This window comes from Nonomuraea sp. NPDC005650 (genome assembly GCF_040605375.1).
GTDB lineage: Bacteria > Actinomycetota > Actinomycetes > Streptosporangiales > Streptosporangiaceae > Nonomuraea.
This window is the reverse complement of record NZ_JBEXCR010000001.1, coordinates 325,118-343,164: the sequence shown is the minus strand read 5'-3', so window position 1 is coordinate 343,164 and position 18,047 is coordinate 325,118. Positions and strand designations below refer to the sequence as shown.

Here is an 18,047-nt window from a genome sequence, read left to right as displayed (position 1 = left end):
ACCCCATGGTGTTCCGCAAACTGATGTCCGCGTTCGGCGCGGGCGTCGAGGTAGACACGGTGCTGACCAACACGGGCGTGCGCCCCGGCGAGGCCCTGCGCGGCGTCGTCCACTTCCGTGGCGGCAACTCCGACTACAAGGTCGAGGGCATCCACATCGACCTGACCGCGGTCGTCGAGGTCGAGTCCGGCGACAACGAGTACAAGACGACCTACAGCTTCCTGCGCCAGCAGGTCGCCGGGACGTTCCAGCTCGCCGCGGGCGCGCAGCACCAGCAGCCGTTCGAGATCCAGGTCCCCTGGGAGACGCCGATCAGCGCCATCGCCGGGCACCCCCTGCACGGCATGAAGCTGGGCGTCCAGACGGAGCTGGCCCTGGCGAGCGCGCTCGACAAGGGCGACCTCGACCCGCTGTACGTGAGCCCGCTGCCGGCGCAGGACCACGTCATCGCGGCGCTCGACCGGCTGGGCTTCCAGTTCAAGAAGGCCGACCTGGAGCGCGGCACGCTGTACGGCTCGACGATGCCGTTCTTCCAGGAGATCGAGTACTACGCGGGCGGGCAGTGGCGGCGCCACTTCAACGAGCTCGAACTGACGTTCATCGCCGGGCCGCGGCAGATGGACGTCATCCTGGAGGCCGACAAGCGGGGCGGCTTCCTGACCTCCAGCCACGATGCGTACAACCGCTTCACCGTGCGTTACGACGACCCGCCGCACTCCGCGGACGGGGTGCTGCAGCACGGCCTGGAGCAGATGGCCCGCCGCCGCGGCTGGTTCTGACCGGTACGCCGCCGGGGCGCGGGGACCCCGGCGGCGGCGGAGGTCTGAGGGGGCACGACCCTTTCTGTCGGTCGGGACGCCTACAGTGGCAACATGCGACCGGTCACAGATTTGCAGCGGAAGGTGGCGCCGTTCGAGGTCGTCACCGAGATGACTCCCTCGGGCGACCAGCCCACGGCCATCGCCGAGCTGGAGCGCCGCGTCAGGGCCGGGGAGAAGGACAGCGTGCTGCTGGGCGCCACCGGCACCGGCAAGACCGCGACCATCGCCTGGATGATCGAGCGGCTGCAGCGGCCCGCGCTGGTCATGCAGCCCAACAAGACCCTCGCGGCGCAGTTCGCCAACGAGCTGCGGGAGATGCTGCCCAACAACGCGGTCGAATATTTCGTTTCTTATTACGATTATTACCAGCCTGAGGCGTACGTCCCGCAGAGCGACACGTACATCGAGAAAGACTCCTCGATCAACGACGAGGTCGAGCGGCTGCGCCACTCGGCGACCAACTCGCTGCTCACCCGCCGCGACACCATCGTGGTCGCCTCCGTGTCCTGCATCTACGGCCTGGGCACGCCGCAGGAATACGTCGACCGCATGGCCAGGCTGCGGGTCGGCATGGACGTCGACCGCGACCAGCTCCTGCGCCGCCTGGTCGACATGCAGTACACGCGTAACGACCTGGCCTTCACCCGGGGCACGTTCCGCGTCCGGGGCGACACGATCGAGATCATCCCGAAGTACGAAGAGCTGGCCGTGCGCATCGAGATGTTCGGCGACGAGATCGAGAAGCTCTCGACCATGCACCCGCTGACCGGCGAGGTCATCACGGAGGACGAGGAGCTCTACATCTTCCCCGCCTCCCACTACGTCGCCGGCGAGCAGCGCATGGCCGCCGCCGTGACGGGCATCGAGGCGGAGCTGGCCGGGCGGCTGGAGGAGCTGGAGCGCCAGGGCAAGCTGCTGGAGGCGCAGCGGCTGCGGATGCGCACGACGTACGACATCGAGATGATGCGGCAGATCGGCACCTGCTCCGGCATCGAAAACTACTCGCGCCACATGGACGGGCGCGAGGCCGGCAGCGCGCCCAACACGCTGATCGACTACTTCCCCGAGGACTTCGTCCTGGTCCTCGACGAGTCCCACCAGACCGTGCCGCAGATCGGCGCCATGTACGAAGGCGACGCCTCCCGCAAGCGCACGCTGGTCGAGCACGGGTTCCGGCTGCCGTCGGCGCTCGACAACCGGCCGCTGAAGTGGGAGGAGTTCCTGGAGCGCATCGGCCAGACGGTCTACCTCTCGGCCACGCCCGGGCCGTACGAGCTGGGGCGGGTCAAGGGCGACGTCGTCGAGCAGGTCATCCGCCCGACCGGCCTGGTCGACCCCGAGATCGTGGTCAAGCCGACCAAGGGGCAGATCGACGACCTGGTCCACGAGATCCGCCAGCGGGCCGAGCGCGACGAGCGCGTGCTGGTCACCACGCTGACGAAGAAGATGTCCGAAGACCTGACCGACTACCTCCTGGAGCTCGGCATCCGGGTCCGCTACCTCCACAGCGAGGTCGACACGCTGCGCCGCATCGAGCTGCTGCGGGAGCTGCGCACGGGCGAGTTCGACGTGCTCGTCGGCATCAACCTGCTGCGCGAGGGCCTCGACCTGCCCGAGGTGTCGCTGGTGGCCATCCTCGACGCCGACAAGGAGGGCTTCCTGCGCTCGGAGACGTCGCTGATCCAGACCATCGGCCGCGCCGCCCGTAACGTGTCCGGCCAGGTTCACATGTACGCCGACAAGATCACGCCGTCCATGGAGCGGGCGATCGACGAGACCAACCGGCGCCGGGCCAAGCAGATGGCCTTCAACGAGGCCAACGGCATCGACCCGCAGCCGCTGCGCAAGAAGATCGCCGACATCCTCGACTCGCTGCAGCGCGAGGACGCCGACACCGACCGCCTCCTCGGCGGTGGCCGCCAGCAGTCGCGCGGCAAGGCCCCGGTGCCGGGCTTCGCCGCCAAGCAGGCCGGCCAGCACGCCAAGGCCATCGCCGGCGAGATGCCGCGGGCGCAGATGGAGTCCCTGATCGAGTCGCTGACCGAGCAGATGCACCAGGCTGCCGCCGACCTGCAGTTCGAGGTGGCGGCGCGGCTGCGCGACGAGATCAAGGAGCTCAAGCGCGAGCTGCGCGACATGCGCGAGGCCGGCATCAAGTAACGCGGTAGGCCGCCTCCGGGCGCGGTACTTCGTGAGCCCCGGGGCGGCTGCCGAGGGCGTTCGTACAGGAGCTGCCATGGCCGGGGCCGTGGGGCCATGGAGCCGCGGTCCGGGGGCCTCCGGGGGCCCTTCGGCCGGCCGGTCGCCGGGGCTCAGCCGAGGAAGTCCACCAGGGCGCGGGCGAACGCCTCGGGGTTGTCGAGCATGATGTTGTGCCCCGACTCGGGGATGCCGACCACCTGGACCCCGCTCGCCCGCAGGCCGCCGGCGTCCTCGGGCGGGCCGCTCTCCGGATGCAGGAAGACGCGGGGGATCGGGAGGTCCCGCAGGAGCTCGCGCATGGTGGGCGTGGTGCCTGAGGCCAGGCTGACGGCCGTGCGGTGGAGCCCGCGCAGGTCCGCCAGCCGTATGGTGGACCACCAGTGCGGCCCCACGCGCTCGCGCACCTCCTTCCACCCGTGCGACACGAACGCGTCCTCCGTGTAGCTCGCGATCCCGCTGCCGCCCGGCGGCACCGGAACCGGCGGGTAGGGGTCGAGGTTGGCGTCCACGAGGACCAGACCGGCGATCAGCTCGGGATGGCGCGAGGCCAGCACGATCGCCACCGCGCCGCCCATGCTGTGGGCGATCATCGACGCCCCGGCCACCCCCGCTTTACGCAGCGCGTCGGCCAGGGTGTCGGCGTGGCTCTCAAGGGTGTAGGCGAAGTCGCGGGGACGGTCGCTGATCCCGAACCCGAGCAGGTCGATCAGCAGGGAACGATGCCGCGGCAGGAGGGGGTGGGCGGCGACCTCGGCGTAGTAGGGGGCGGAGGTGGCGCCGAGACCGTGCACGTAGACCCGCACCGGCTCCCCGCCCGGCAGCTCCACCCAACGGATGCGAGCACCGCTGGGGTGGACAACGGCATCGTGCATGACGGGCCTCCTCGTATGTCCGGGGCCAATATACCTACGACCTGCACAAACGACCGGCCGCCTCCGGCGCCTCGAACCGCGAAGCGCCACAGCCCCTCTCTTCGGCGCAGCGCCGCAGCCCCGGTCTCTTTCGCGGAGCACCGCGGCCCCGGTCTCCTTCGCGCCGAGCCACAGCCCCGGTCTCCTTCGCGCCGAGCCACAGCCCGGCCTCCTTCGCGCCGAGCCGCGACTCCGCCACACATAGCGTCGCACCCCGGACACCGCCACCTCCACCCAGCACCCAAAGAACCGCGCCCTCGCGCCATCCGGCCGTCCCGCGTTGCCATCCGCGCGGCGGGGCGTGTCCCTCAGGCGCAGCCGTCTGCACGCCGCACCTGAGGGACGTGACCCGGCGTCGGTGGCGCACTGCGGCCATCCCGTGTTGCCATTCGTGCGGCGGGCGCGGCTCTCAAACACGGCCGTCAGCACGCCGCGCCCGAGGGACTGTGGCCCTGCTCCCGTGGTGGTGGCATACGGCCGTCCCACGACGCCCATCCATTCGTTGGCGTGAGGCGCGCGGGCGCAGTCGCCTCACCCCCCACCCCCGAGGGGCCGCAGTCCCTCGCCCATGGTTGAGCTGCGAAAGGCGAAATGCGGATCACAGGGACAGGCCGGCCTCCCTGCGGAGGAGGGCGGCGAGGGAATCCGGGTCGGCGGCGGGGACGCCCTTGGCGGCGAACCAGGTGGCGACGTTGTGGGCGTCCCGGTCCAGGAACGAGGGGCCGGTCGGGTGGGCGATCACGTCCACGATCTGCGGCAGGTCGATGATCACCAGCCTGCCGTCACAGACCAGCAGGTTGTACGGCGACAGGTCCCCATGGGCCAGCCCCTCCCTGGCCAGCGTGACCATGGCCGCCACCAACTGCTCCCACAGCCCGTCCAGATCGTCGGACACCTGCGCCAGCCGCGGAGCCGCGTACCCGTCCCGGGTCCCGATGAACTCCTGCAGGATCTCCGTCCCCACGATCTGCACCGGGTACGGCACGGGAACCCCGAGCTCCCACAGCCGGCACAACGCCCCGAACTCGGCGACCGCCCACTGGGCGGCGATCACCTGCTTGCCGAACGCGGTGCGGTTGGCCATGGCGCGGTTCATGCGGCTCTCACGGGTCCTGCGGCCCTCCATGTAGCCGGAGTCGCGGTGGAACAGCCGGTGGTCGGAGGAGCGGTAGCGCTTGGCGGCCAGGAGGCAGACCCGGTCCGTACCGGGCACGCCCCGGGAGATCAGGTGGACGTCGGCTTCCTTGCCGGTCTTGAGCACGCCGTGCTCGGTGTCGACGGCGGCCAGCTCGGTGACGAGCCAGTCGGGGTAGGGCTTGGGCCCCTTCTCCGTGGGAGTGCTCTGGTCCCAGGTGGACCAGCGGTCACCCTCGGGCGGTCCGTCGTCGGTCTCGGGAGTGCTTTCCAGCCATTCGAGGTCGTCGGCGTCGAGGGCGTGTTTGCCACGGGTGCGGTGTTGCGAGTGCTTGGGCACGGTGGGATTACTCCAGGTATGAGGCCCACCGGCTCGTCGATCAGGTCAGCGAACGCGCGGTGGGAAGGTCTGAGGACGCGGAAAACGGCACGCGAACAGTCGTCATCACGGTCTCACCCTCCCTCCGTGACATGGCGCGGCGATCATCATCGAGCCGCTGCCAAGCGATCAACTCGGCCGAGTATGCCGGGCCACCCCCAGCCTTCGCAACCGATTAACGACACCCTTGCCAACCAACACCCAACCCACATGCCTCCGCGTCGCCTCGTCCACGCGTCGCGCCGCCTCGTCCTGCGTCGCCTCGTCCTGCCTCGCGCCGCTTCGCTCCTGCAGAGCCCCGCCTCGCCGCTATCCGAGCCTGCCTCGCCCCGCGCCCCGCCTCCTGCCTGGCCTCAACTCGGGCTTGCCTTGCGCCCCGCCTCGGGCCCGGCCCCCCTCAGGCCCTGCCCCGCCGCTGCCTGCCTCGTACCGCGGCCCTGCCTCGCCCCTGCCTCAGCCTCGACATCGTGGGGGCTGGTCCCGTCTCGGTGAGGAGTTGCGCCCTGCCTTGGGCCGCCTCTAAATGCGGTGCGGTGGGTCCGGCCCGGCCTGTACGGTGCGGGCATGCGACGTTGCCCGGCCTGCGACCACTGGGAGCCCGCCGGAGCCCCAGGCTGCGTCCGGTGCGCCGGGTTGGTCGACGAGATCGTCGAGGAGGGCTGGCGCGCGTTCCTCGAACGGGAGTTCGGCACCACCGGGCCGCCCGACGAGCGCCTCATCGCCGAGATGGTCACCGACGAGCCCGACAAGCACCCGTGGCGCGTGGTGGACGCCGCATACGATCGCCTGACCTGTCCCGAATGCGGCGAACGGCTCAGCAGGGGGCCGGCCGGATGCACCGCGTGTGACCTGGCCAACGGGTTCCGCTACTCGGCCATCGAGGTCGACCGCCCCGCCGTCCCGCCCGGCAACGAGCACGCGCTGCGGGTGAACGTGGCCGTCACCCGCCGACCGTCCGGGATCTCGGAATCCGAGGTGCTGCTGCGGCGACTGTCGCTGCCCATCCTTCTGGAGGGTCGACTCCCCACCGGAGCTCAGGCCCAGGCCACCAAGGCCCTGGCCAACCGCGGCGCCACGGAGGCGGAGCTCGCCGCGTTCATCTATCGCGAGTGGACCGACCGCTAAACCGGTGGCGGCCATTTCAGGTCGAGATCGATGTCGACGTCGAATCCGATGTAGGTCTGCAGTCGCTTGCGGTGAATGCCGGTGGGGACGTAGGTCTTGACCGCCGGCTCGCGCTCGAAGGTGTGAACGACGGGCAGCTCGTCCTTTCGCGCGGCGCGCTCATGACGCCACGTCGTCAGGAGAGGTCTTTGCGTTCCTGCATCGAGCGGCGGTAGAGCTCGTCGATCTCGTCCAGTGGGTCGGGGGCGCGGCGGCGGGCCTCGATCTCGAGGTCGGTGCGGGAGCCGAGGTCGGCGATGCCGGTGGCCGTGTGTTGCACCTGGTCGCCCAGCAGGTCGGCGCGGATGCGGGCGCACATCGCCGTCAGCTTGGCCTGGTGCTCCCTGAGCCGGTCGAGGGTGGCGTGGTCGACGTACGGGGACACGCGGCGCTGCTGGGCGTACATGCCGAGCTGGCCGTCGTGGACCTCCGCCTGCGCCGAGAGGTCGGCCATGAGCCGGGGGAGGTCGCCGAGGCCCCAGCCTCGCTGTTGGGCGTGGCCGATGGCCTGGCGGGTGAGGGACACCTCGCGGCGCAGGTCGAGCCGGAGGCGCTCGACCTCGGCGGCGTCGCCTGTGCCCATGGCGTTGACGTGGGTGGTGATGCGGGTCGTGGCCTGCTTGGCCTTGACCGCCGCTTTCTTGCCCAGCTTGACCAGGAGGAAGACGCCCACACCGCCCAGCAGCAGGAAGAAAGCCAGGATCACCAGTAGGACGACGAGCAACTCGCTGATCTTCGCCACCTCCCGAAGGTGTTGATGAATTGAAGGATAGTCGCCCGGGGCGGCATCGGCGCGGCGGAGCTACCAAGCAAGCACTTGATCAGAGGCGCGGAGCTGTGCTTCAGTTCTCGGAGAGCGGCGGGAAGGGGGCGGGGCGACGTGCTCGACGGCAAGGTTGTGATCATCACCGGCGGCGCTCGCGGGATGGGAGCGGCCACCGCGCGGCGCTGCGTGGCGGCCGGGGCCCGGGTCGTGATCACCGATGTGCTGGTGGAGGAGGGTACGGCCACCGCCAAGGAGCTGGGTGCCCGATTCATCCCTCACGATGTGACAAATCAGGACCAGTGGGCCGAAGTGGTCGCCGGCACCCTGGAGGCGTACGGCAGGCTCGACGGGCTGGTGAACAACGCGGGCATTGCCCTCACCGAGCCGATCGAGCAGCAGTCGCTGGACGCCTTCGAGCGCGTGCTCCAGGTGAACCTGACCGGCGTCTTCCTGGGCCTCAAATCGGTGGTCAGGGCCATGCGCGAGTCCGGTGGCGGCGCCATCGTGAACCTGTCCTCCGTCGCGGGCCTCACCGCCCTCCCCGGCACGGGCGGTTACGGGGCGTCCAAGTGGGGCGTGCGCGGGCTGACCAAGATCGCCGCGTTGGAGTTCGGCAAGGACCGCATCCGGGTCAACTCCGTACATCCCGGAATGATCATCACCCCAATGACGCAGCCGCTCGGGGCGGTGGCGGGGGACGGGACCTTCCCGCTGGCCGCCGCCGGGCGCTGGGGCGAGCCAGAGGAGGTGGCGGAGGCCATCGCGTTCCTGCTGTCCGACGCGGCCTCGTACGTGACGGGCGCGGAGCTGGCCGTGGACGGCGGGTGGACGGCCGGTGAGGGCGCGCTGCTGGCCCGGCTGGAAGGTGGCGGTCGGTAGATGCCGTACGCGGATGTGGGTGGAAATGTCAGGCTTTTCTACACGGAGGACGGGGACGGGCCGCCGCTGCTGCTCGTCCACGGGTGGGGCACCGACTCCCACCAGTGGTCCTGGCACATCGACGCGCTGGCGGCCGCCCACCGGGTGATCGCCGTGGACCTGCGCGGCCACGGCTACTCGTCCGTCCCCGAGAGCGGCAACACGCCGCGCGAGATGGCCGGCGACCTGCGCGCCCTGCTCGAAAGCCTGGGCATCCCGCGCGTGGTCGCCGTCGGGCACTCGATGGGCGGCCAGGTGGTCTCCATCCTCGCCGTCGAGCATCCCGAGCTGGTACGCGGGCTCGTCGCCATCGACCCCGGCTACGGCATGACCGACCGGCTCGCCAGGCGCTTCCCCAAGATGATCGCGGGCCTGCGCGGCGAGCACCCGCACGCCGCCGCCGAGAAGATCGACGAGTGGTGCACGAACGCCGGCACGCCCCCCGTCATCAGGCGCTGGCACAAGCGCAGGCTGTACGGCATGCCGCCGCACGTGCTGGTCCAGGCGTTCGAGGCCATGTTCACGGCCCCGGACGCGATCGGGGTGCGCCCGGCCAGTGACGACTACCTGGCCCGCAGGCGCTGCCCGGTGCTGTCGATCTGGGCGGATCCGGAACGGGCGAGCTGGGAGTCGGGCCTGCTCAAGGACCCCGCGTCCAGGGTCGTGTGCTGGGAGGGCGCCGGCCACCGGCTGCACGAGGAGCGGCCCGCCGAGTTCGTGGACCTGGTGGAGGAGTGGCTGCGGGCCCAGGAGTGATCCCGGGCCGGGGCCGCGAGTGGCGCCGGGTCAGGGCTGGCCGCGTGCCGCTCTTCTGCGGGCGCGCATGCGGCGTACCCGGCTGATCAGCCACCACGCCAGCACGGCCATCGCCAGCAGCGCGACGATCACCAGCACGGGGGCGAAGACGGCGACCAGGCTCATGCCGAGCGAGCCCGCGTCCTCCGCCGTGCTCACCACCGGGGCGCCCACGCCCGCCGTCCCGGCGTTGATCACCGGCCGGGCGGTGGCCTTGACCGCGTGCACGGCCAGCGCCATCACGATGCCCAGCAGCCAGCCGGCCCATGGGTGCTCGGCCATCCAGGTGGAGTGGTCGAGCTCGGAGGCCGCCTGCGTGGCCGAGAAGACCACGCCGCCCGACGCCGGGCGGACCACGGTCTGGATGGCGTCGTTGACGCTGTCCACGGCGGGCACCTTGTCCAGGACGAACTCGGCCACCAGCAGGACGGCGATCACCGCGAGCACGCCCCAGTTGGACAGCCAGGAGTAGCCGTCGGGGAGCTTCACGGCGTCCGTGAAGTTGGCCAGGACGCCCACGACCAGGAGCGGGATGTAGGCGTTCAGCCCGGCGGCCGTGGACAGGCCGAGGCCGGTCAGTGCGGCAAGCATGCCCCTAGTCTGCCCGTACCGCCTCGTCCATGAGGTACGCGAGGCCGGATCCGGTGAACTCGGCCACCGCCCGCTCGTACTTCTCCATGCCCCACGACCAGAAGTCGAAGTCGATGCTCTCGTTCGCGCCGTCCTGGATGGAGGCCCAGAGTGTCCAGCCGTACTTGGACATGAGGCCGAGCAGGCGGGCGCGGGCGATCTTGTGGCGGAGGCGGCGGCCGTAGTACGCGGTGACGAGCTCGTCCAGGTGGCCGGGCGGCAGGTCGGACTCGCTCCAGATGTTGCCGAGCTCGAAGCAGGCGTCGTTGTTGCCGGCGTACTCGTAGTCGATCAGCCGGAGGCGCTGCCCGTCGTCGAGGATGTTGCCCGGCAGAAGGTCGTTGTTACAAGGAACGGTGCCTTCTGCCCTTATTTCCAGACATTTCCGGATGTTGTCGACGGCGGGCATGAAGCCGAGGTAGTCCGCGGGCAGCCGGTAACCCCGCTCCCGCACGATCCCCAAATAGTGCCGCTGGACCTCGAACATGTCGAAGTCCCGTACGAACCGCGGCCCCGCGTGCAGGCGGCGGCACGCCTCCGCCAGCCGGGGCAGGTTCGCCGGGTCGCGGAGGTCGGCCTCGGTGAACGTCCGCCCCGGCAGGAAGCCCACCACCAGCACCCCCAGCTCGGGCAGGTACGCGTGCACCGGCGCCCCCACCCCGGCCTCGGCGGCGGCCAGCGTGCACGCGTGCTCGGCGTCCCTGTCGATCCCCAGCAGCGAGCTGTCGCTGGCCCACACGCGCACCACGTACGCCCCGCCGGGGGTGGTGACCTTGTAGTTGTGGTTGGTCAGCCCACCGGGCAGCTCCTCGACGGAGCGCGACACGCCGGACAGCAGAGGGATGCGATCGAGCACCTCGGGCACGGCCATGCTCGATGCTAGGACGGGCGGCGCTAAACGGTCTAGACCTTTTACCGGTCCGAAGGTTAGCCTCGCCAGCATGAGCGACTCGGCCCGCATCGTGATCATCGGTGGCGGGGTGGGCGGCGCGTCCGTCGCCTACCACCTCACCCAACTCGGCGAACGCGACGTCGTCCTGCTGGAGCGGGACGAGCTCACCAGCGGCTCCACGTTCCACTCGGCGGGGCTGGTCGGCCAGCTCCGCGCCGATCCCACCCTGACCCGCATGAACCAGTACTCCGTCGAGCTCTACCGCACCCTCGACGCCGGATGGACGGAGTGCGGCGGCATCAAGCTGGCCTCCACCCCCGAGCGCATGGCGGAGATCCGCCGGCAGATCGGCTGGGCGCGGACGTTCGGGCTGCCGCTGGAGGAGATCTCGGTGGCCGAGGCCGTCGAGCTGTTCCCCCTCATGGACCCCGAGGGCGTCGTGGGCGCCGCGTACCTGCCCACGGACGGGCAGATCGACCCCTCGCAGCTCTGCTACGCCCTGGCCCAGCGGGCCCGCGAGGGCGGGGCGGTGATCCGTACCCGCACCAGGGTGCTCGGTGTCAACACGGCGAACGGCCGCGTCACCGGCGTGCGCACCGACCAGGGGGACATCGACTGCGAGATCGTGGTCAACTGCGGCGGCATGTTCGCGGCCGAGATCGGCCGCATGGCCGGGGCGCGGATCCCGATCGTGCCCATGTCGCACCAGTACGTGGTGACCGAGCCCTGCCACGACCACACGGGGCTGCCCACGCTGCGCGACCCCGACCTGCTCGTCTACTACCGGCAGGAGGTGCAGGGGCTGGTCATGGGCGGTTACGAGCGCACCTGCGCGCCCTGGACGGCCGGCCCGAACTCCTTCGACGCCGTCCCCCCGGACTTCAACGGCCGCCTCCTGTCCGAAGATTGGCCGAGATTTGAGGAAATTTCGGATAATTCCCGGATTCGTGTGCCCGCGATGGCCGACGTCGGCATCCGCAAGCTGATCAACGGCCCCGAGGCGTTCACGCCCGACAACGAGTTCTGCCTGGGGGAGACGGAGGTCGGCGGGTTCTTCGTGGCGGCCGGGTTCTGCGCGCACGGCATCGCGGGCGCGGGCGGCATCGGCAAGGTGATGGCCGAGTGGATCGTCGAGGGCGAGCCCGGCATGGACCTCTGGCACATGGACATCCGCCGCTTCGGCCGCCAGTACCGCTCCCCGTCGTACACGATCAAGCGCGCCGTCGAGAACTATGAGACCTACTACGACATCCGCTACCCCGGCCACGAGCGCTCGGCGGGGCGGCCCCTGCGGCTCTCGCCCGCGTACGGCTGGCACGCCGCCCACGGCGCCGCCTTCGGCGAGAAGTCCGGCTGGGAACGGGTCAACTACTACGCCTCGAACGAGACCGGGGAAGGGGAGCGCCCCGACGGCTGGGCCGGGCGGCTCTGGTCGCCCGCGATCGGCGTCGAGCACCGGGCCACGCGCACCACGGCGGGCCTGTTCGACGAGAGCTCGTTCGCGAAGATCGAGGTCTCCGGCCCGGACGCGGCGGACCTGCTGGAATGGGTGTGCGACAACCGGGTCGCCCGCGAGGTCGGCGCCGTCACCTACACCCAGGCGCTCAACCGGCGCGGCGGCATCGAGTGCGACTTCACCGTCACCAGGCGGGGCGAGCAGGAGTTCCTGATCGTCACCGGCACCGCGTTCGGCTCCCACGACCTGGGCTGGCTGCGCAAGCAGGCCGCGCGCACCGGCGCGACGGCCAGGATCGCCGACGTGACCGGCCAGTACGCGTGCTTCGCCCTGTGGGGCCCGCGCGCCCCCGAGATCATCGCCGGGCTCACGCCGGACCCGATGGACTTCCCGTTCATGTCCGCGCGGGAGATCACCGTCGGGGACGTGCCGGTGCTGGCGCTGCGGGTCACGTTCGTGGGGGAGACGGGCTGGGAGCTGTACTGCTCCACCGAGTACGGGCTGGGGCTGTGGCAGGAGCTGTGGCGGGCGGGGGAGCCGTACGGGCTGGTGGCCGGCGGCTACCGGGCCATCGACAGCCTGCGGCTGGAGAAGGGCTACCGGGTGTGGGGCGCGGACATCGGGCCCGAGACGACGCCGTACGAGGCGGGGCTGGGCTTCTGCGTCAAGACCGACAAGGACTTCCTCGGCAGGGACGCCCTGGACCCGGCGCCCGAGCGGCGGCTGCGGTGCGTGACGTTGCGCGACCCGAGGGCCGTCGCGCTCGGCAACGAGCCCGTACGGCTGGACGGGCAGGTCGTGGCCCGGGTCACCTCGGGCGGGTACGGCTACACCGCCAAGGAGTCGATCGCCTACGCCTATCTGCCGGTCGGACCGGGCGCCGAGGTCGAGATCGAGGTCGAGGGCGCCTGGGTGCCGGGCGTCGTGGTCAAGAGCCCCTTGGTCCCGTGACGCCGCTGCGTACCGAGATCCGGACCCGGTCGGGGCGGAACAGGTCCCGGGCGAACTCCACCGGCGTGCCGTCGCCCGCGTAGGCGGTGCGCTCGATGAGCATGAGCGGCGCGCCGGGGGCGATGCCCAGCTCGGCGGCCTCCGCCGGGCGGGCGATCACCGGGGCCAGGTGCTCGACCGCCGTACGCGGCTCCAGGTCGTAGCGGGCGGCCAGCAGGGCGTAGAGGGAGCCGGTGAGATCCTGGTCGAGGAAGCCGGGCAGGGGCGGGAAACAGGAGCGTTCGAGCGCCACCGGCGAGAGCCCGGCCGAGCGCACCCTGGCCACCTCGTGCACCGGCGAGCCTTCCGCCACCCGCAGCGCCGCGGCCGCCGCCCGGGGCGCGGGCACGGTCGCCGCCGCCAGGATCCGCGCCTCGGCCCGCAGGTGGGCCCGCCGCATCTGCTCGGTGAACCCGGCCAGCCCGGTCAGGTCGCACTCGATGCGCGGCTCGGCCACGAACGCGCCGCCCGACCTGCCGGGCACCCTGATCAGCACGCCGTCGCGCTCCAGCGTGGCCAGCGCCTGCCTGAGGGTCATCCTGCTCACGCCCAGCCGCCCGGCCAGCTCCCGCTCGCCGGGCAGCCGGTCGCCCGGCTCCATCTCGCCGCTGGAGATCGACTCGAGCAGCCACCGCTCGATCTGCACGTGCGCGGGGACTCCCGTGCCACGCTCCAGCTCCGGCGGTGTCCCGACCACACGCGCATCTTGACATGGGTTTCGGGGTGAATGCCAAATACGCGCCGCTTGCGCGCAGCCCTCGCGGCTCCTCCGGCTCGCGCTTCCCCACGGGGTGCGTCAGCCCTTGATGGCGCCCTGGGTGATCCCGTTGACGAAGCTGCGCTGGAAGGTCAGGTAGACCAGGACGATCGGGGCGATGACGATCAGGCTGGCCGCCGCCAGGAGCGGGATGTCCGTGGCGTACTGGCCGACGAAGAGCCCCAGGCCGCTCGGCGCCGTGCGCCGGTCCGGGTCCTGCATCATGACCAGCACCAGCAGGAACTGGTTCCACGACCACATGAAGTACAGGACCGACAGCGTGGTGATCGCCGGCCAGGAGATCGGCAGCAGCACCCGCACCAGGACCACGAGATCGCGGGCGCCGTCGATGCGCGCCGCCTCGACCAGCGTGCCCGGGACGCTCGAGAAGTGGGTCTGCATCCAGTACACCCCGAACGGCATGAACAGCGCCGCCTCGGCCAGCACGATGCCCGGGTAGGAGTTGGTGAGGCCGACCTCGCGCAGGTTGAAGTAGAGCGCCACCACCACCAGCTCGACCGGCAGCGTGAGCCCCAGCACGAACCCGGCCGACACCGTCCGGTTGCCCCACACCTTGAGCACCGTCAGTCCGTACGCGGCCAGCGTGGCCAGCACCAGCGCGAGCGGCACCACGCAGACCGCGATCAGCACGCTCGACAGCATGAGGTGGGAGAAGTTGCCCCGCTCCCAGGCCAGCGCGAACGTCTCCCACGACCACCGGTCGGGGATGCTCAGCCCGCTGAGCTGCGCGCCGGGCGGATGCAGGGCGGCCAGCACGATGCCGGCGAACGGCAGCAGCACCATGACCGTCAGCACGACGAGGATCGCGTATCTGACGCGCATGCTCAGCCCCTGTCCCTCGTGACGTACCGGATGGTGCTGACCACGGCCACCACGAGCACGGTCAGCACGACGGCCAGCGCGCTGGCGCCGCCGATGTCGCCCTCGTTGAACGCCAGCCGGTAGACCAGCAGGGCGGGCACGTTCGTCTGCCCGGCCGGGCCGCCGTTCGTGGTGACGAAGACGAGGTCGAAGCTGGCCAGCGCGGCGATCGTGGTGATCACCCCGGCGATCGTGATCTCCTTGCGCACGCCCGGCAGGGTGACGTGGCGGAACTGCCGGTACGAGCCCGCGCCGTCGAGCGTGGCCGCCTCGTACAGCGACGGGTCGATCTTCTGCGCCCCGGCCAGGAAGAGCATCATGCACAGCCCGCTCATCACCCAGGTGCCGATCAGCCCGAGCGCGACCAGCGCCAGGCCGTAGTCGCCCAGCCACGACCGGGCGAGCGCGCCCAGCCCCACCAGGTCGAGAAGCTGGTTGACCACGCCGGACTCGCTGTAGAGCCAGCGCCAGGTGATCCCGACGGCGACCAGCGGCAGCACCTGCGGCAGGAAGAAGACGATCCGGAAGAACGTCATGCCCCTGCGCACCCTGCCCATCAGCAGCGCCGTCATGAGCAGCCCCGCGCAGATCGGGATGAACGAGAAGAACACGATCAGCACGAGGCTGTGCAGGATCGCCTCGTAGAGCGCGGGGTCCTGGATGATCTCGACGTAGTTGTCCAGGCCCGCGAAGGTCGCCGGCAGGATGCCGTCCCACTTCAGGAGCGACAGGCGCAGCGTGTTCAGCGCGGGCCAGATGGCGAAGCCCAGGTAGACGGCGAGCCCGGGCAGCACGTACAGCCAGCCGCGCACCCGCCGTCCCCTCCCGGCGTCATGAGCCATGATGCTCGTCCCACGACGTCTGCAACGAGCGCAGGAAGTCCTGGGGGGTCGTCTTGCCGCTGATGAGGCCCTGGACGCCCGGCGTCAGCTTGTCGATCATGCCGGGCGAGGCGAAGTCGGGGAACGGGACGATCCCGTTGCTCTGGGCCACCGGCCCGAAGGCGGTCGCGATCTCCTGGGGCAGGCCGCCGCCGCCCAGCGCGGTCCTGGTGTCCACGGGCATGAACCCGGCCTCGAACTGGATCTTCGCCGCCTCGGGCGAGCTGAGGTAGTCGAGGAACGCGGCGGCGACGTTGGGGTTCTTCGTCTTCGACGAGATGGCGTACGCGACGCTGGCCCCGGACGCGACGTTCTTGCCGGGCAGGAGGAAGAAGCCGACGTCGCCGCCCATCGACTTCTCCAGGGCGGCGGCCGCCCAGTTGCCGGTGATCAGGAACGCGCTCTTGCCCTGGGCGAAGCTCGCCTGCGCGTCGCTGTCGGCCGTGGCGTTCGCCGAGGCCGGGATGTAGCCCTTCGCCACCCAGTCGATCAGGGTCTGGGCGGCCTGCCGCGCGCTGTCGGTCTCGATCGTGGCCCCGGACGCGCCGTACACCCAGGATCGGTACGCGTCGACGTCGCCGGTCACGTTGAGCAGCGCGTTCCAGACCTGGAAGCCGCCGACCTGGAGGGCGCCGACGCTCAGCGGGGCCGTGCCGGAGTCCTTCACCTTGCCCATCGCGGCCTCGAACTCCGCCAGCGTCTTCGGCACCTCCTTCACGATCTTCTTGTTGTAGAAGACGCCGAGCACGGACAGGGCGCCGGGCGCGGCGTAGAGCGCGCCGGTGCCGAACCGCTTGGCCGACTTGTCCGAGCTGAGCACCTCGAGGCTGGCGGGCGGGAAGCGCTTGTCCCAGCCGTACGCCTTGGACCACGGGCCCAGGTCGAGCACGAGACCGGCGGGGACCAGGGAGTTCATCGCGCCCGGATTGTATTGGGCGAGGTCGGGCGGCTGGTCCGACGACATCCCGAGTTTGATCGACTTGATGTAGTCGTTGAACGGCGTCTGCTGGGGCTTGATCGTGACGTTGGGGTGCTGCCTGGTGAAGCCCTCGATGAGCGCCTTGGTGGGCGGGTCGTCGGTGTAGGCCAGGGTCAGCGTCACCGGCTCACCGGGCACGGCGGTGGACACGTCGATCTGTCTCGTCGTGGGGGCGGCGGTGCCGCCGGTTCCCGCACAGGCCGTCAGCGTGATCGCGGAGCCTAGGGCCGCGAGCCACCGAGCTGGTGCCGTCATCCGCATGACCTCTCCTCTCATGGAGTGTTTCGCGCCAGGCCGAACCTGGTCCGTTCGATCTCGTCCAGCGAGTGGCGCAGCGCGCCCAGGACGACGGCGTCGTCCTGGAGCCGCGAGACCTCCAGGGCGGGCTGCTCCAGGGGCAGCCCCGACAGGTGCCGCCGGACGGCGGCGAGCAGGTGCTCGCCGCACCTGGCCAGCGGCCCGCCGATGACCACCAGCCGCGGGTCGAGGATCGCCCTGATCACGGCCACGCCCGTGGCGAAACGCCGCGAGACCGCGTCGATCGCCTCCAGGGCGGGCGGCGCGCCGTCGGCCGCGGCGTCCAGCACGACGTCGAGCGCGCGCTCGCCCGCGGCCTCGATCAGGGCGGTGAAGGCGGCGTCGCCGTCGCGCTCGGCCGCGGTCCTGGCCAGGCGGACGATCTCCGCCCCGCCCACCGCGGACTCGAAGGGGCCCAGGCCGTCCTTTCCGACCCCGTCCTCGAACAGGTCGAGGAAGCCGATGTCGCCGGCGTCGTTGGAGGCGCCGCGGTAGAGCTCGCCGTTCAGCACGATCCCGGCGCCGACGCGCTCGCCCCAGTGAAGCATCACCAGGGAGTCCTCGCGCCGCCCGGGCTCGCGCCACCGCTCGCCCTGGGTGGCCAGCTTGACGTCGTTGTCGAGGTAGACCGGGCAGTCGAGCGCGTCCTTGAGGCGGCGTACGAGGAGGTCTCCGGCCAGGCCGGGCATGCTCGGGATGAGCTTGATGACGCCGGTCGCCGGGTCGACGATGCCGGGCGTGCCCGCCGAGGCGAACCAGAGGCCGGCGGCGCCCGTCCGCGCCACGGCGGCCAGCAGCGTCTCCACCGCCTCCTCGCCGCCCGCCCCGGCGGGCAGCTGCGCCACCTCGTTCGCGACGACCGTCCCGGCCAGGTCGGACACCGCCACGCGCACGTCCTGCGGGCTGATCGACAGGCCCAGCACGTGGCCCGCCTCCGCCCTGAACCGCACGAGCTGGGCGGGCCGCCCCGCCCGGTTGGAGTCGCGGTCGAGGGAGCCGAACTCGACGAGGCCCTCCTCGGCCAGCGCGTTGAGCGAGCGGGTGACCGCCTGCCTGGACAGCCCCACCGCCTTGGCCAGCGCCGACACGCTCATGCTGGGCTCGGCCCGCAGCCGGCGCAGGATCGCGGCCGCGTTCACCTCCCGCATGAACTGCGTGCCCGCTGCGACCAGCTCCATGACCTCTCCCTCCGG

16 protein-coding genes are annotated in these 18,047 nt (G+C 71.0%); 6 read left to right on the top strand and 10 right to left on the bottom strand.

Features of this window, described 5'->3' with window-relative positions; genetic code table 11:
- Positions 1-5 precede the first annotated feature (5 nt).
- Together ABZS69_RS01595 and uvrB are read left to right on the top strand one after the other, a co-directional pair.
- Positions 6-779: a sporulation protein gene (locus ABZS69_RS01595; protein WP_355364641.1), complete on the top strand. Its 774-nt coding sequence runs from the start codon at positions 6-8 to the stop codon at positions 777-779.
- 93 nt (positions 780-872) lie between these two features.
- A complete protein-coding gene (gene uvrB, locus ABZS69_RS01590; protein ID WP_355364638.1) occupies positions 873-2,981 on the top strand; it encodes an excinuclease ABC subunit UvrB in 2,109 nt (702 codons plus the stop codon).
- Positions 2,982-3,133: 152 nt separating this feature from the next.
- Here the strand turns inward: uvrB and ABZS69_RS01585 are convergent, their stop codons facing one another.
- Positions 3,134-3,895 (bottom strand): alpha/beta hydrolase, encoded by a 762-nt coding sequence (locus ABZS69_RS01585; RefSeq protein WP_355364635.1) that lies wholly within the window; start codon positions 3,893-3,895, stop codon positions 3,134-3,136.
- 637 nt (positions 3,896-4,532) lie between these two features.
- Positions 4,533-5,408, bottom strand: a complete 876-nt coding sequence (locus ABZS69_RS01580) for an RIO1 family regulatory kinase/ATPase (RefSeq protein WP_355364633.1) — start codon at positions 5,406-5,408, stop codon at positions 4,533-4,535.
- A 603-nt stretch (positions 5,409-6,011) separates the two neighbouring features.
- Between ABZS69_RS01580 and ABZS69_RS01575 the strand changes: the two genes are divergently transcribed.
- Positions 6,012-6,572: a hypothetical protein gene (locus tag ABZS69_RS01575; RefSeq protein ID WP_355364630.1), complete on the top strand. Its 561-nt coding sequence runs from the start codon at positions 6,012-6,014 to the stop codon at positions 6,570-6,572.
- Positions 6,573-6,747: 175 nt separating this feature from the next.
- Here the strand turns inward: ABZS69_RS01575 and ABZS69_RS01570 are convergent, their stop codons facing one another.
- On the bottom strand, positions 6,748-7,353 hold the full coding sequence (locus tag ABZS69_RS01570; protein ID WP_355364627.1) for a hypothetical protein: 606 nt from the start codon (positions 7,351-7,353) through the stop codon (positions 6,748-6,750).
- 138 nt (positions 7,354-7,491) lie between these two features.
- Between ABZS69_RS01570 and ABZS69_RS01565 the strand changes: the two genes are divergently transcribed.
- Together ABZS69_RS01565 and ABZS69_RS01560 are read left to right on the top strand one after the other, a co-directional pair.
- A complete protein-coding gene (locus ABZS69_RS01565) occupies positions 7,492-8,256 on the top strand; it encodes a glucose 1-dehydrogenase (protein ID WP_355364624.1) in 765 nt (254 codons plus the stop codon).
- A complete protein-coding gene (locus tag ABZS69_RS01560) occupies positions 8,257-9,051 on the top strand; it encodes an alpha/beta hydrolase (RefSeq protein ID WP_355364621.1) in 795 nt (264 codons plus the stop codon). It abuts the gene before it with no gap.
- A gap of 30 nt (positions 9,052-9,081) precedes the next feature.
- Here ABZS69_RS01560 and ABZS69_RS01555 read toward each other — a convergent pair whose 3' ends face one another.
- Together ABZS69_RS01555 and ABZS69_RS01550 are read right to left on the bottom strand one after the other, a co-directional pair.
- On the bottom strand, positions 9,082-9,681 hold the full coding sequence (locus tag ABZS69_RS01555) for a DUF4126 domain-containing protein (protein ID WP_355364618.1): 600 nt from the start codon (positions 9,679-9,681) through the stop codon (positions 9,082-9,084).
- A gap of 4 nt (positions 9,682-9,685) precedes the next feature.
- On the bottom strand, positions 9,686-10,591 hold the full coding sequence (locus ABZS69_RS01550) for a phosphotransferase (protein ID WP_355364615.1): 906 nt from the start codon (positions 10,589-10,591) through the stop codon (positions 9,686-9,688).
- A gap of 70 nt (positions 10,592-10,661) precedes the next feature.
- Between ABZS69_RS01550 and ABZS69_RS01545 the strand changes: the two genes are divergently transcribed.
- Entirely contained in the window at positions 10,662-13,019 is a 2,358-nt protein-coding gene (locus ABZS69_RS01545) for an FAD-dependent oxidoreductase (protein WP_355364612.1), read from the top strand.
- Here the strand turns inward: ABZS69_RS01545 and ABZS69_RS01540 are convergent.
- From ABZS69_RS01540 to ABZS69_RS01520, 5 genes are all read right to left on the bottom strand, one after another.
- Complete coding sequence (locus ABZS69_RS01540) at positions 12,997-13,755, bottom strand: GntR family transcriptional regulator (RefSeq protein WP_355364609.1); 759 nt, start codon at positions 13,753-13,755, stop codon at positions 12,997-12,999. The two genes, ABZS69_RS01545 and ABZS69_RS01540, sit on opposite strands and share 23 nt — an antisense overlap.
- A 99-nt stretch (positions 13,756-13,854) precedes the next feature.
- Positions 13,855-14,658, bottom strand: a complete 804-nt coding sequence (locus ABZS69_RS01535) for a carbohydrate ABC transporter permease (RefSeq protein ID WP_355364606.1) — start codon at positions 14,656-14,658, stop codon at positions 13,855-13,857.
- A gap of 2 nt (positions 14,659-14,660) precedes the next feature.
- Positions 14,661-15,539 (bottom strand): sugar ABC transporter permease, encoded by an 879-nt coding sequence (locus tag ABZS69_RS01530; protein WP_355364603.1) that lies wholly within the window; start codon positions 15,537-15,539, stop codon positions 14,661-14,663.
- Positions 15,529-16,812 (bottom strand): extracellular solute-binding protein, encoded by a 1,284-nt coding sequence (locus ABZS69_RS01525; protein WP_355364600.1) that lies wholly within the window; start codon positions 16,810-16,812, stop codon positions 15,529-15,531. The genes ABZS69_RS01530 and ABZS69_RS01525 overlap by 11 nt, the downstream gene beginning before the upstream one ends.
- A gap of 17 nt (positions 16,813-16,829) precedes the next feature.
- Positions 16,830-18,032 (bottom strand): ROK family transcriptional regulator, encoded by a 1,203-nt coding sequence (locus ABZS69_RS01520; RefSeq protein WP_355364597.1) that lies wholly within the window; start codon positions 18,030-18,032, stop codon positions 16,830-16,832.
- Between the last annotated feature and the right edge of the window lie 15 nt (positions 18,033-18,047).

Excerpts from the sequence above, each read along its gene's own strand:
- ABZS69_RS01525 (WP_355364600.1), bottom strand. The coding sequence starts at position 16,812 with ATGACGGCACCAGCTCGGTGGCTCGCGGCCCTAGGCTCCGCGATCACG.
- ABZS69_RS01535 (WP_355364606.1), bottom strand. The coding sequence starts at position 14,658 with ATGCGCGTCAGATACGCGATCCTCGTCGTGCTGACGGTCATGGTGCTG.
- ABZS69_RS01575 (WP_355364630.1), top strand. The coding sequence starts at position 6,012 with ATGCGACGTTGCCCGGCCTGCGACCACTGGGAGCCCGCCGGAGCCCCA.
- ABZS69_RS01555 (WP_355364618.1), bottom strand. The coding sequence starts at position 9,681 with ATGCTTGCCGCACTGACCGGCCTCGGCCTGTCCACGGCCGCCGGGCTG.
- ABZS69_RS01545 (WP_355364612.1), top strand. The coding sequence starts at position 10,662 with ATGAGCGACTCGGCCCGCATCGTGATCATCGGTGGCGGGGTGGGCGGC.
- ABZS69_RS01520 (WP_355364597.1), bottom strand. The coding sequence starts at position 18,032 with ATGGAGCTGGTCGCAGCGGGCACGCAGTTCATGCGGGAGGTGAACGCG.
- ABZS69_RS01585 (WP_355364635.1), bottom strand. The coding sequence starts at position 3,895 with ATGCACGATGCCGTTGTCCACCCCAGCGGTGCTCGCATCCGTTGGGTG.
- uvrB (WP_355364638.1), top strand. The coding sequence starts at position 873 with ATGCGACCGGTCACAGATTTGCAGCGGAAGGTGGCGCCGTTCGAGGTC.
- ABZS69_RS01550 (WP_355364615.1), bottom strand. The coding sequence starts at position 10,591 with ATGGCCGTGCCCGAGGTGCTCGATCGCATCCCTCTGCTGTCCGGCGTG.
- ABZS69_RS01595 (WP_355364641.1), top strand. The coding sequence starts at position 6 with ATGGTGTTCCGCAAACTGATGTCCGCGTTCGGCGCGGGCGTCGAGGTA.
- ABZS69_RS01560 (WP_355364621.1), top strand. The coding sequence starts at position 8,257 with ATGCCGTACGCGGATGTGGGTGGAAATGTCAGGCTTTTCTACACGGAG.
- ABZS69_RS01530 (WP_355364603.1), bottom strand. The coding sequence starts at position 15,539 with ATGGCTCATGACGCCGGGAGGGGACGGCGGGTGCGCGGCTGGCTGTAC.